Annotated in this window: 15 protein-coding genes; 9 read left to right on the top strand and 6 right to left on the bottom strand. The window is 75.2% G+C overall.

The annotated features are described in order from the left end of the window. Positions 1-63: 63 nt before the first annotated feature. Positions 64-1296 (bottom strand): serine hydrolase domain-containing protein, encoded by a 1233-nt coding sequence (locus tag AB0G13_RS03500; protein WP_357868268.1) that lies wholly within the window; start codon positions 1294-1296, stop codon positions 64-66. A 77-nt stretch (positions 1297-1373) separates the two neighbouring features. On the opposite strand from AB0G13_RS03500, the gene AB0G13_RS03495 reads away from it, so the two are divergent. The 5 genes from AB0G13_RS03495 to AB0G13_RS03475 all read left to right on the top strand — a co-directional run bounded on the left by AB0G13_RS03495 (position 1374) and on the right by AB0G13_RS03475 (position 3766). Continuing rightward, positions 1374-1967, top strand: a complete 594-nt coding sequence (locus AB0G13_RS03495) for a pentapeptide repeat-containing protein (protein ID WP_357868266.1) — start codon at positions 1374-1376, stop codon at positions 1965-1967. Between the two features lie 46 nt (positions 1968-2013). Further along, positions 2014-2463 (top strand): pyridoxamine 5'-phosphate oxidase family protein, encoded by a 450-nt coding sequence (locus AB0G13_RS03490; protein WP_357868263.1) that lies wholly within the window; start codon positions 2014-2016, stop codon positions 2461-2463. Positions 2464-2730: 267 nt separating this feature from the next. Then, positions 2731-3162: a nitroreductase family deazaflavin-dependent oxidoreductase gene (locus AB0G13_RS03485; RefSeq protein ID WP_357868261.1), complete on the top strand. Its 432-nt coding sequence runs from the start codon at positions 2731-2733 to the stop codon at positions 3160-3162. A gap of 34 nt (positions 3163-3196) precedes the next feature. Continuing rightward, entirely contained in the window at positions 3197-3397 is a 201-nt protein-coding gene (locus AB0G13_RS03480; protein ID WP_357868258.1) for a DUF1330 domain-containing protein, read from the top strand. A 45-nt stretch (positions 3398-3442) separates the two neighbouring features. Next, positions 3443-3766, top strand: coding sequence for a hypothetical protein (locus tag AB0G13_RS03475; RefSeq protein WP_357868256.1), 324 nt, complete (start codon positions 3443-3445; stop codon positions 3764-3766). A gap of 38 nt (positions 3767-3804) precedes the next feature. Here AB0G13_RS03475 and dacB read toward each other — a convergent pair whose 3' ends face one another. Continuing rightward, positions 3805-5388 (bottom strand): D-alanyl-D-alanine carboxypeptidase/D-alanyl-D-alanine-endopeptidase, encoded by a 1584-nt coding sequence (dacB, locus tag AB0G13_RS03470; protein ID WP_357868253.1) that lies wholly within the window; start codon positions 5386-5388, stop codon positions 3805-3807. A 219-nt stretch (positions 5389-5607) separates the two neighbouring features. Between dacB and AB0G13_RS03465 the strand changes: the two genes are divergently transcribed. Then, entirely contained in the window at positions 5608-6696 is a 1089-nt protein-coding gene (locus AB0G13_RS03465; protein WP_357868251.1) for an NAD(P)-binding domain-containing protein, read from the top strand. A gap of 166 nt (positions 6697-6862) precedes the next feature. Beyond that, entirely contained in the window at positions 6863-7144 is a 282-nt protein-coding gene (locus tag AB0G13_RS03460) for an adhesin (protein ID WP_357868248.1), read from the top strand. 44 nt (positions 7145-7188) lie between these two features. Here the strand turns inward: AB0G13_RS03460 and AB0G13_RS03455 are convergent, their stop codons facing one another. From AB0G13_RS03455 to AB0G13_RS03440, 4 genes are all read right to left on the bottom strand, one after another. Then, positions 7189-8292 carry a hypothetical protein gene (locus AB0G13_RS03455; RefSeq protein ID WP_357868245.1) on the bottom strand — a complete coding sequence of 368 codons (1104 nt, stop codon included), beginning with the start codon at positions 8290-8292 and terminating at the stop codon, positions 7189-7191. 183 nt (positions 8293-8475) lie between these two features. Beyond that, positions 8476-9003: a PepSY domain-containing protein gene (locus AB0G13_RS03450; RefSeq protein WP_357868242.1), complete on the bottom strand. Its 528-nt coding sequence runs from the start codon at positions 9001-9003 to the stop codon at positions 8476-8478. Positions 9004-9118: 115 nt separating this feature from the next. Further along, entirely contained in the window at positions 9119-10393 is a 1275-nt protein-coding gene (locus AB0G13_RS03445; RefSeq protein ID WP_357868239.1) for a HAMP domain-containing sensor histidine kinase, read from the bottom strand. Continuing rightward, a complete protein-coding gene (locus AB0G13_RS03440; protein WP_357868237.1) occupies positions 10390-11085 on the bottom strand; it encodes a response regulator transcription factor in 696 nt (231 codons plus the stop codon). The genes AB0G13_RS03445 and AB0G13_RS03440 overlap by 4 nt, the downstream gene beginning before the upstream one ends. Positions 11086-11187: 102 nt before the next feature. Here AB0G13_RS03440 and AB0G13_RS03435 point away from each other — a divergent pair, with 102 nt between their 5' ends. Both AB0G13_RS03435 and AB0G13_RS03430 read left to right on the top strand, forming a co-directional pair. Beyond that, the gene (locus AB0G13_RS03435; protein ID WP_357868234.1) at positions 11188-11670 is read left to right on the top strand and encodes a septum formation initiator; all 483 of its coding nucleotides are present in this window, start codon (positions 11188-11190) and stop codon (positions 11668-11670) included. Between the two features lie 324 nt (positions 11671-11994). Next, positions 11995-12387: a cupin domain-containing protein gene (locus AB0G13_RS03430; RefSeq protein WP_089001794.1), complete on the top strand. Its 393-nt coding sequence runs from the start codon at positions 11995-11997 to the stop codon at positions 12385-12387. The last annotated feature ends 28 nt before the right edge of the window (positions 12388-12415 follow it).

Here is a 12415-nt window from a genome sequence, read left to right as displayed (position 1 = left end):
AACCGGCGCCCCGAGCCGGCCCGCGCCGCCGGTCGCCCCTCGCCGGCGCGGTCCGGAGCCGGCTCAGTCGACCAGGGCGGAGTAGACGAGCTGCCGTAGCTGCGGCCGGATCGGATAGGTGCTCGACGGCATGAGCTGGGTGAAGAACAGGGCCGTGACCTCCTCGGCCGGGTCGACCCAGAACGCCGTGCTCGCCACGCCGCCCCAGTAGTACTCGCCGGCGCTGCTCGGCACCCGGCTCGGCACGGGGTCCTCGACCACGGCGAAGCCGAGCCCGAAGCCGATCCCGTCGAGGGTGGTCTCGGCGAAGCCACCCGTGGAGAGCGTGCCCAGGTCCTCGCCGCCGGGCAGGTGGTTGCGGGTCATGAAGCGCACCGTGCGCGGCCCCAGCACGCGCGCCCCGTCCAGCTCGCCGCCGCGCAGCAGCATCTGGGTGAACCGGTGGTAGTCGGCGGCGCTGGAGATCAGGCCGCCGCCGCCGGAGAGCAGCAGCGGCTTCTCGTACGCCAGGGTGCCCAGCTTGTCGTAGCGGAACGCGCGGCCGGTGCGCGGCTCGGGCGCGTAGAGGGCGGCGAGTCGATCGGCGGTGTCGCCCTCCGCCCACCAGTGCGTGTCGGTCATGCCCAGCGGGCGGAAGATCCGGTCGGCGAAGAAGGCGTCCAGGCTCTGCCCGGAGACCACCTCGACCAGCCGGCCGAGCACGTCGGTGGCGACCGAGTAGCCCCACGCGGTGCCGGGCTGGAACAGCAGGGGCAGCTCGCCGAACGCCTGGCAGGCCGTCGCCAGGTCGACGTCCGCCGGCGGGTACAGGTCGTAGCCGGCGGCCCGGTAGATGCCGTCGACCACCGAGGTCTGCATGAAGCCGTACGTCAGGCCGGCGGTGTGGGTGAGCAGGTGCCAGACCCGGATCGGTTCGATCGCCGGCACCGTGAACGGCTTGAGGGCCGAGCCCTTGGAGTAGACCCGCAGGTCGGCGAACTCGGGCAGCCACCGGCTGATCTCGTCGGTCAGCTCGAAGCGGCCCTCCTCCCACAGGATCATCGCGGCGACGGAGGTGACGGGCTTGGTCATCGAGTAGATGCGCCAGAGCGTGTCCGCCTCGACGGGCCTGCCCGCCTCCGCGTCGCGCAGCCCGTACGTCGACGAGTGGGCGATCTCGCCGCGGCGGGTGACCAGCACCTGCCAGCCGGCGAGGCGGCCCTCGTCGACGTACCTGCCGAAGTGCTCGTCGATGCGCGCCAACCGCGCCGGGTCGAAGCCGATCTGGTCCGGGTCGATGCTGCGTGCCACACTCACCTCGCCGAAACTACTAGCCGGTACGCCCCGGTGGAAGGGCCGCGACGGTTGTCCCACCCCCTCGGTAGCCTGGTCCGATGCCCGAGCTGACCGAGGACGCGACCTTCCGCGACGAGGACTGGTACGGCGAGGAACTGGTGGACCGGCACTTCGTCCGCTGCGAGTTCTTCCACGTCGACCTGACCGAGGCGGTGAGCCGGGGCGCGGTCTTCGACGGCTGCACGTTCGGCAACGTGAGGTTCAACGCCTCCCGGCACACCGACTCGGCCTTCACCCGCTGCACCTTCCAGCGGTGCAACTTCTTCGAGGCGGAGTTCACCGGCTGCAAGCTCGTGGGCAGCACCTTCGCGCAGTGCGACCTCCGACCGCTGACGGTCGCCGGCGGCGACTGGTCGTTCGTCGGGCTGCCCGGCGCCGACCTGCGCGGAGTCCGCATCACCGACGCCCGGATGCGCGAGGTGGATCTCACCGGAGCCAACCTGACCGGGGCCACCGTCACCGGCGTCGACCTCTCCGCCGCGCAGCTGCACAGCTCCCGGCTGTCCGGGGCCGACCTGCGCGGCAGCGACCTGACCGCGCTCGACCCGACGGTGGTGGAGCGGGCCGGGGCGATCGTCGACCCCGCGCAGACCGTGGTGATCGCGCAGGCGCTCGGCTTCGAGATCCGCTGAGAAAAGCCGACGCGGGTTGTCCGGATTGCCTGCCAGGCTGGGTCGCATGACATGGTGGTCCGATCTTGTCCGCACGGAGCCCGGGTTCGCCGAGCGCGTCCGGGCGCTCTTCGCGGTACGCAAACACGGCACGATGGCGACGCTGCGCCGGGACGGCTCTCCCCGGATCAGCGGCACCGAGTTCGACTTCGGCGCCGAGCATCTGCGGCTGGGCAGCATGGCCGGCGCGGTCAAGGCGCTCGACCTGCGCCGCGACCCACGGGTGGCGCTGCACTGCCCGACCGAGGACCCTCCGGCCGACGATCCGGGGTCCTGGGGCGGCGACGCGAAGATCGCCGGGCTGGCGCACGAGGAGCCGCCGGGCGAGGACGGCTCGCACCGGTTCCGGATCGAGCTGACCGAGGTGGTGCTGACCCGGGTGGGCGATCCGCCGGACCACCTGGTGATCGAGAGCTGGCATCCCGGTCGAGGGCTGCGCCGCCGACGACGGGACTGAGCCGGGGCGCCGCAGGACCCGCGACCATCGCCCTGATCGATGTCCGCTACGGTCCGGTGCCGAGCCGGACATGCCCGTCCGTCCGGTGTGGAGGGACGAGCCGACGGGGGCGTGGCACGCCGCAGACATACACCGACGCCTGCGGCAACGTCGGCGTCCGGGCGGTCGCGCTGAGCTGACCGGCGGCCCCGTTCGCCCGGCGACCGGCCGTGGCCCGGAGTAGCGTGGTCGCGACGACCGGGTGCGCGAGGGCGAACGGGAGGACTAATGAGCGAGCAGGTGCTGGACAGCCCGCAGGGCTGGGTGGCCGACCACATCCGGCGGTACGTCGAGACCGACGGCGCCGAGGGGCACGAGTGGCGGCCCGGGGTCTTCACCCTGCTGCTGACCACCCGGGGCAGGCGCAGCGGGAAGCTGCGGCGCACCGCGCTCATCTACGGCCGCGACGGTGACGCCTACCTGGTCGTCGCCTCGCAGGGCGGCGACCCGAAGCACCCGGCCTGGTACCTCAACCTGCTCGACGAGCCGCTCGTCGAGGTGCAGGTGGGCGCCGAGCGGTTCACCGCGCGGGCGCGTACGGCGACGGCGGAGGAGAAGCCGCGGATGTGGTCCACGATGGCCGCCATCTGGCCCGCGTACGACGACTACCAGACCAAGACCGACCGGGACATCCCCGTCGTCGTGCTCGACCGCGTCTGACCCGAACGGGTCCAGTCCACACTGGAGCCGTTCGGTGGCCGGGTTCCGGGTGCACGGCGCCGAGGTGGAGGTCAAGGAGGGCGACTGGCCGGGCATCGTGGTCGCCGTCGAGTTCCCCGACCTGGAGCGGGCGCGGGCCTGCGGGAGCGGGCCGCCCGCTGACCGACGCGGCCGCGCCACGTCGTCCCGACCGTCGGGACAGTTTGTCCGTCGCGCCGCGTCCCGCCTGTCGTAACTTTCTGCTGTCCACGTCCGACGATCCTCTGTGGAGGCTTGGCCGATGAGCAGCACCACCACCCGCACCGTCCGTCCGACCCCCCGGGGCGCCGGGGAGCCGTCCGGGGAGGTGCTCCGGGAGATCCCGCTGCCGCCGTACGTGACCGTCGAGGACGCCCAGTTCGCCGTGCGGGCGATCGTGGTGCACGCGCCCAGGCTCTGGTCCGGCGGGACGGTCTGCCGCAACGATGCCAGCCCGCACCCGTGCCGGCTGCACCGCTGGGGGACCCGCGTGCTGGCGCAGCGCGGCCTGCGTCCCGCCGAGATCGCCGCGCTGATCGAGCGCGGCGACCCGGCGGCCGAGCTTCCGCACCGTCCCGGCGCCTGAGCGCCGGCAGGGCCCTCGCACCGGGCCCCGCCGGCCCGTCAGCAGGCGTTCGGCTTCACCCAGGCGCACTCCAGGCCCTCGGGAACCCGGGGGGCGTCGGGGGCCGCCGGGGGCGCGACCCGCGCGCCGGTCACGCCCTTCCCGGTGTACGAGGCCAGGGCGATCGCGATCTGGTCCTCCAGCGTCTTCACCGAGGAGGCCAGGTAGTTGTTGAGCAGGATCGAGAACGCCAGCACCCGCCCGTCGGCGTCGGTGACGTAACCGGAGAGGCCGGAGACGCCGGTCAGGCTGCCGGTCTTGGCGTGCACGTTGCCCGCCGCCGGGGTGCCCCGCATCCGGCTGCGCAGCGTCCCGCCGACGAACCGGTCCGCCTCGCCGGCGACCGGCAGGGCCGCGTACCAGGTGTCGAACCAGGGCTCGGCGCGGACGGCGGTGAGCAGGTCCACGAACTCGTCGGCCGGGACGAGGTTGCGCCGGGAGAGCCCGGAGCCGTCCCGCTGGCGCAGCGTCCCGGTGTCCATCCCGGCGTCGGCGACGTACTCGCTGATCGCGGCCAGCCCGGCCGACCAGGTGCCGGAGCCGGAGAGCACCCGGCCGATCTCCTTGGTCAGCACCTCGGCGTGCCCGTTGTTGGACAGCTTGAGGAACGGCACCATCAGTTCGGCCAGGGGCATCGAGCGGTGCCGTCCCACCTCGGCCGCGCCCTCCGGGGTGGCCTGGCCGAGCACCGTCCGGCCGAGCACCCGCACGCCGTGCCGGCGCAGCGCCGACCGGAAGACGTCGGCGGCGTAGCCGGTGGGCTCCCAGACGCTGACCCAGTCGCTCGCCGGCGCGGCGTCGAGCGCGATCTGCCCGGTGACGACGATCGTGTTGCTCCCGTGCGCGCGCTCGAAGGAGACCGACGTCTCCCCGCCGGCGACCGTCTCGGCCCGGTTGTCGATCTTCAGGTACCGGGTGGCCGGGGTGGTGGTGACGACCGGACGCGCGCCGGCGGTCGCGCCGGGGGCGGCGTGGACGATGACGGTGCCCGCGTCGTAGTCGGTGTCCGGCGCCACGGTCAGGGCGGAGACCTGCGCGGCGTAGTAATACGGCTCGTCGTCCCAGGTCCAGTCCGGGCCGAGGCGGGTGCTGTCGTAGCGGGTGTCGTCGGCCACCAGGTTGCCGGTGACCACCCGGACGCCCGCGGCGGCGACCTGCGCGGCCAGCGCGTCGTACTCGGCGGCCAGCATGGTCGGGTCGCCCCCGCCGCGCAGGTAGAGGTTGCCGGAGACCAGGCCCGCACGGCGGGCGCCGCTGGTCCGCACCTCGGTGCTGAAGCGGTGGCCCGGCCCGAGTAGTTCCAGCGCCGCCGCCGAGGTCAGCAGCTTGGTGTTGGAGGCGGGCACCAGGCGGCGGTCGCCGTTGCGGTGGTAGACCGTCTCCCCGGTGGCCGCGTCCTTGACCACCACCGAGGCCTGCGCCCCGGCCAGCCGGCTGTCGGCGAGGATCGCGTCGATGGTGGCGTGCAGTCGGGTCGCCGCGGGGGTCGGGGACTCCGCGGTGGCGGTGGGCGCGCCCGCCGTGGCCGCGGCAGCGACCAGCGCCAGCAGCGCGAGCGTCCGGGGGAAGAGACGATGATGCATGGGGTGATGCTGCCATGCAGGTATCTGCCGGAAAAGACCGTCGATGGAAAGAAAATTTCCGTCGGTCCGGTCAGCCGTCGAACGGGGCGGCGGTGCCCTCGGTCGGTCCGTACGCCGATTCTGACTCCGGCCGGCTCGGCACGGTTCCCGGCGGCAGGCTGTGATCGGCGAGACGCCCGCGGCGGGCAGCCGGTCGGGCCCGCCGGTGTTGTACCCGGCATGGACGAGCGCTCCGTCGACGTGCTGGTGATCGGGGCCGGGCAGGCCGGCCTCTCCGCCGGCCACCACCTGGGCCGCGCCGGGTTCGCCCCGGGGGACGGCTTCGTGATCCTCGACGGGGGCGACGGGCCGGGTGGGGCGTGGCGGCACCGCTGGCCCACGCTGCGACTCGACCGGGTGCACGGCTTCCACGACCTGCCCGGCCTGCCCTTCCCGGCGGCCGGGCCCGACCGGCCGGCGGCCGAGGTGGTCAGCGCCTACTTCGCCGCGTACGAGCGCGAGTTCGACCTGCCGGTGCGGCGTCCCGTGCGGGTCCGGGAGGTCCGCGACCGGCCCGACGGCCGGCTGGCCGTGCACACCGACCACGGTTCCTGGACGACGCGCGCCCTGGTCAACGCCACCGGCACCTGGACCCGGCCGTTCTGGCCGCACTACCCCGGCCGGTCGGCCTTCCGGGGCCGGCAGTTGCACACGGCCGACTACCGTGGACCGGCGGAATTCGCCGGCCGGCGGGTCGTGGTGGTGGGCGGCGGGACGTCGGCCGTCCAACTGCTCGCCGAGGTCTCCACCGTCGCGGCCGGCACCACCTGGGTGACCCGGCGCCCGCCCGACTTCCGCGACGAGGAGTTCACCCCCGAGCGGGGGCGGGCGGCGGTGGCCCTGGTCGACGCGGCGGTCCGCGCGGGCCGGCCCCCGGACAGCGTGGTCGGGGTGACCGGGCTGCCGCTCACGCCGGAGCTGCGCCGGCTGCGCGAGGGCGGCGTGCTGGACCGGGTACCCGTCTTCGACCGGATCACGCCCGACGGGGTGGCCTGGGACGACGGGCGGTTCGTGCCCGCGGACGTGATCCTGTGGTGCACCGGCTTCCGGGCGGCGCTGGACCATCTCGCGCCGCTGCGGCTGCGCGCGCCGGGCGGCGGTATCACGATGGACGGCACCCGGGTGGTCGCCGACGAGCGGATTCACCTGATCGGGTACGGCCCGTCGGCGAGCACGATCGGCGCCAACCGGGCGGGCCGCGCGGCGGTACGCGAGATCCGGGCCCGGCTCGCCCCGGCCGGCGTCGCGCACCGATCGCGATCTATTTGACGGATCCCGCGGCAGGGGGCAACGTAGGCCGTGGAGGGGCCCTGAGCTGCCCCGAAGTGCGACGGCGATGTGCGTGTCGCCCTTCCATCGCCTCCCACGTGCGCTCGCCCGCGGGCCGAGCCCCGGTCCCGCACCGCGAATCCGAGAATCCACGAGGAGTTCCGCCATGCTCACCATGACCGACAACGCCGTGCTGGTCATCCGAGACCTCGCCAACCAGCAGGACGTCGCCGAGGACGGCGGAGTGCGGATCGCCGCCGACACCGACGCGGGTTCGCTCACCGTCGAACTGGTCGCCGAACCGGTCGAGGGCGACCACGTGGTCGACAACCAGGGCGCCCGCATCTTCCTGGACTCCGACGCCGCCGAGCTGCTCGGTGACGCGTCGGTGGACGCGAGCGTCGACGACGAGGGCATCGTGCAGTTCGGGTTCACCGAGAAGCAGTGACGGCGGGCCGCCGCCAGCGCACCGCAGCCCGGTAGGGAAGGCGCTCAGCCGGCCCGGCGGGTCTCCCCGTTGCGGTGCGGCCGGGCGGGACGGCCCCGCTCCGGCGGCGCCTGACCGGATCGCCACGGCCCCGGTCGGGGCTCCCGCTCCGGGTGCGGCAGCGCGGCCAGCACGTGCGCCAGGTGGTGCGAGGTGCTCCACGCCGCCCAGTTGCTGGCGGACCCGGCGCCGGCGCCCCTGCGGGCACGCCGCAGGATCTCGTGGTCGCCCCAGGAGAAGGCCGCACCCGTGGCCGGCCAGTGCGGGGCCGAGACGACGGTGCGGCACAGGTCCGCGAACCGGTCGTCGCCGCGTCCGCCCCGCCGCGACCAGCGGTACACCCACCAGGCGCCGTCGGCGGTGTAGCGGACGGTGGGCAGCCGGTCTCCCGACTGGTCCGCGCCGGGCACCGCGGAGCCGACGCCGTAGTCGCCGTACCCGACGTCGAGGTCGGCCAGCCGCTGCCAGAGCTGCCAGTCCCAGCGGTCGAGGCGTACCGGTTCGTCGGTGGGCAGGGCGGAAATCGCGGGGGGCATCCCGCCCGCCGCCACGCTCACCGAGCACCAGGCGTGCCGGCGGGCCCACTCCAGCAGCCGGCGGACCCGGGGCTCGGCCACCCGCACGTCGGCCCGGCAGCACACGTCGCCCGCGTCGAGGAGCAGGTCGCACTGCTCGGGCACCAGGCGGGTGAACCGCCAGACCCGCTCCGCCGCCGCCGTGGCCGCGTCCGGGCCGGCCCGGTCGTGGCCGACCCGCAGCCGGACGACCGCCCGCTGGGCGTGGGCCCGGGCCGCGGCACCGTGCGCCACCAGGCGCCGGTCACTGTCCGCGAGCCCGATCACCGGCACCAGCGGTACGCCCCAGCGGACCAGCTCGGTCTCCGGGGCGTCGGGCAGTCCGGTGACGTCGACGGCCGTGAGCAGCCCGTCGGGCAGCCGGCGGAGCACGTCCAGGGTGAACTGGTCCAGGACGGACACCTGGAGGACCGGGGCGAGCAGGGGTGCGACGACGTCGTCGAGATGACCGAGCGCCTCCAGCTCACCCCGCCGATTGGCGAGGATGGGGCGGTAGACCGGTTCCGCCGCCCGGCCCCGATGGGCGGGCACCATACCCCAATGTAGCCAGACATCGGTGTCCGTCACAGGGTCGATCGGCCCGTCCCGTCGCGTGCCCGCGCCGGGGCGTGCCGCGTGGGGGCGCGACCGGGCCGGGCCGACCCGCCGCCCGCCGCCCGCGACGGCGACGCCGCCGCCCCGCGCAAGCGGGACGGCGGCGGCGGTACCGGCAGCGGATCAGTCGTCGTCGCCGTCGTCCGAGTCGTCGTCGTCCCGGTCGTCGTCATCGTCGTCGTCGACCGGCTCCTGCTCGGCCTTGACCACCGTGCCGTCGCCCCGGTCGACGTCGATCTCGTGCTCGGTCTGCCCGGCCACGATCTCGACGCTCCACACGGCCCGGCCGTCCTCCTCCTCGCGCTCGACCTCGACGATCTTGCCGCCGCCCGCCCGGGCCAGCGCGATCTCGCCGGCCCGCTGCTCGCTCACCGCGTCGTCGCCGGTGGCCGGAGCGCCGCTGCCCGACGGGGTGCCGGGCGCCGCCGGGGTGCCGCCGGTGGTCGGCGCGCCGCCCGTCGCCGGGGCGCTGCTCCCGGTGCCGCTCGGGGTGCCCGGCGTGGCCGGGTCGGTCGGGGCGGTGGTGGCGGCGGCCAGGGTGGTCGCCCGGGCCGCGCCGTCGTCGGCCGCCGCGACGCCGAAGGTCGCGCCGGTCACGGCGAGCACCGCCGCGCCTCCGAGCGACGCCAGCATCAGGGACTTGCGCTTCATCTCGTTTCACCCTTCCTCGGTTGCTGGTTCCCAGGATCGCGCCGGCCCGGATAGCGCCACGCTGCCCGAACGCTAAGGCCGGGTTAAGCCTGTCCGGGCGCGGCCGGAGGGCGGGTCAGGGCCGGGGCGGGCCGAGTTCGAGGCGCACCTCCGCGCCCCCGGAGGGCGCGGTGTGCAGGGTGAGCCGGCCGCCGCTGGCCTGGGCCGCGCGGCGGGCGATGTCCAGGCCCAGGCCGGTCGAGCCGGCGGTGCTCGCGCCCCGGTCGATCGTGCCGGGCGGCATCCCCGGCCCCTCGTCCGCCACGGTCAGCACCGCCCGGCCCGCCTCCGTGGCCAGCCGGACGGCGAACGCCGTGCCGTCCGGGGTGTGCGCGAAGACGTTGCCGAGCAGGGCGTCCACCGCCGCCGCCAGTTCGTCGGCGGGCACGCCCACCGGCAGCGGGCCCGGGGCCAGGTCGAGCGTCACGGCCCGCCCGGTGTCCTCGGCCAGCACCGACCAGAACGCCACCCGCTCGGCCACCACGGCCGCCGCGTCGGCGCTGGCCGCGCCGGCCGTCGGCACCCGCCAACGGGCCTGTCGGATCAGGCCGGTGACCGCCCGCTCCAGCCCGTCCACGGCCGCGGTCACCCGGGCCGCGTCCTCCGGGTCGCGCAGCGACTCGGCCTCCAGGCGGAGCGCCGTCAGCGGGGTACGCAGGCGGTGCGAGAGGTCGGCGACCTCCTCCCGCTCCTGCACCAGCAGCACCTGGATCCGGCCGGCGAGGTGGTTGAGGGCGCCGGCCACCTCACGCAGCTCGGGCGGCCCGGCGGGCGTGACCCGCGCGTCCAGCTCCGCGTTCGCCAGCCGGTGCGACACCGCGGACAGCTCACCGATCGGCCGGACCAGGGTGCGGGCCAGCCGGTCGGCGACGGCCAGCCCGATCAGCACCAGCAGCACGCCGAGCAGGGCCAGGGCCAGCCAGGACCGGGTCACCCCGGCGGTCAGCTCGGCGGGCGGGACCACCGTCCGGATCACGCCGGTGCCGTCCGGGCGGCCCTGCACGGCGATCACCACCTCCCGCCCCCGCCCGGACTCGGCGGTGAGGCTCTGCCCCCGGGCCGCCAGCGCCACCGCGGGCGTACGGGGGGCCGGGGCGCCGAGCACCGTGCCGTCGGGCAGGAACACAGTGACCGACCGCTCGGACTCGGTGGCCAGCTGTTCGACGGTCAGCCGGATCGTCGTCGTGTCGGCGGTACCGACGACGGTGACGAGGCTCTGCGCGTCGGCCGTGGCCCGCACGGTGGCCCGGTCCGCCGCGACGGTACGTACCAGCAGCGCCAGCGGCACCAGGAAGGCGACCAGGGTGAGCACGCTGACCGCGGCGACCAGCAGGGCCAGCCGGGCCCTCATCCGGCGCTCCCCGGTGCCTCCAGCCGGACCCCGACGCCCCGCACGGTGTGCAGGTAGCGGGGCGTCTGCGCGCTCTCCCCGAGCTTGCGCCGCAGCCAGGACAGGTGCACGTCCACGGTCTTGTCGGCGCCGCCGTACGGGACCCGCCACACCTCGGCGAGCAGCTCCCGCTTGGTGACCACCTGGCCGGGCCGGCCCGCGAGGTGGTGCAGCAGGTCGAACTCGCGCGGGGTCAGCTCGACGGGCGCGCCGTCCAGGGTGACCTGCCGCGACCGCGGGTCGACCCGCAGTCCGCCCACGACCAGCGTCGTGTCCTCCTCCGGGCCGGACCCCGTCCCGCGCCGGAGCACCGCCCGGATCCGCGCGTCGAGCTGCGCGGCCGTGAACGGCTTCACCACGTAGTCGTCCGCCCCGGCGTCGAGCACCCGGACGATCTCGGTCTCGTCGTCGCGGGCGGTGGCGACGATGACCGGCACGGCGCTGACCGCGCGGAGCATCCGCAACAGCTCCCGGCCGTCCAGATCGGGCAGTCCCAGGTCCAGCACCACCAGGTCGGGCCGGTCGTCCAGCGCGTCGCGCAGGCCGGTCATCGCCGTCGAGGCGGCGGCCACCGCGTGCCCCCGGTCGCGCAGGGCCCGCAGCAGCGGCGTACGGATCGTCAGGTCGTCCTCGATGAGCAGCAGGCGGGCCACAGGTGGCAGGCTAGCCGCCACGGCCCGCGCCGGCCCGGACCTTAACCCTCCCTTAGCCTCGTGCAGGGCTCGTCCGAACCCCGGATCGGGGAGACTCGGGGGATGCGCCGCCGTTCGTTCCTCGCCGTCGCCGGGTGGCTGGCCACCGCCGCCGTCGCCACCCTGATCGGGGTGGCCGCGATCGAGTGGGTGGGGGAGAGCATCGCCGGCACCCCGGGCGGGGTGCTCAGCCAGGAGGAGATCGAGCGTGCCCTGGCCTCCCCCGGGCCCACCGCCCCCGGGGTCGGCGGGCCGTCGCCGACAGCGACCGGGACGGGCGGGCCGGCATCGCCGGGAGCGACCGGCTCGGCCCCGGCGGGAGCACGTCGGGCCTTCGCCACGACGGGTGGCAGCGCGGTGGCCGAGTGCGGGCCGGACGGGGTGCGGCTGGTCTCCTGGACGCCCGCGCCGGGCTACCGGGTCTCGGACGCGGAGCGGGGGCCGGACGACGACGTGGAGGTCGCCTTCGCCGGCCCGTCCGGCGAGTTCGAGCTGAGGCTGCGCTGCGTGGGTCTGGAGCCGGTGTCGGCCGAGGACGACGACTGAGCGGTCCACCGCAGGTCGGCGGGCGTGCGGTGCGGCGACTTCCCGCCGGTCCGTGCCGTCCGGCGCCCGTCCGGAGGGCCGGGGCCGGACACGAGCGCGCGGCGCCGTCCGGATCCGGGATCGGAACGTCGCCGCGCTCTGGCCGTCTCCCACCACCGCAGCCGTACGGCGGTACGCCGGCGGGGACCTGGCTCGACCGGCCACCGTGCGCCGGCTGTTCACTCGATCCCCGGCCACGGAGGATCGAAACCTCGGGGAAGTGGCGAATTCCACCATCTGCGAGTCTCGGCGTGGTGTCGGGCCGCAGCGGGTATGTGCGTCGGCATGGAACATTTCACGATCGCGACCGTCGCCGAGAAGAGCCCAGACTTCCGGCGGGTGCTGTGGACCGGTGAGCACACCCAGTTGGTGATCATGACGATTCCTCCGGGTGGCGAGATCGGCGAGGAGGTCCACGAGGGCATCGACCAGATCCTGACCTTCGTCAGCGGCACGGGCGAGGCCCGGGTGGCGGGGGAGAAGCGCGAGGTCGTGCAGGGCGACCTGGTGGTGGTGCCGGCGGGCACGAAGCACAACTTCGTCAACACCGGCCCCAACCCGCTGGTGCTCTACACCGTCTACGGCCCGCCCGAGCACGCCGACCAGGCGGTGCACCGGACCAAGGAGGAGGCCGACGCCGCGGAGGCCGCCGGCGAGGACGAGCCGCCCACCTCCTGACCGTCCGCGCCGCCGGTGCCGCCTGAGG

The organism is Micromonospora sp. NPDC023633, from assembly GCF_040640035.1.
GTDB lineage: Bacteria > Actinomycetota > Actinomycetes > Mycobacteriales > Micromonosporaceae > Micromonospora.
Note: the sequence above shows the minus strand (reverse complement) of the source record. Positions and strands in the feature narration are given on the sequence as shown.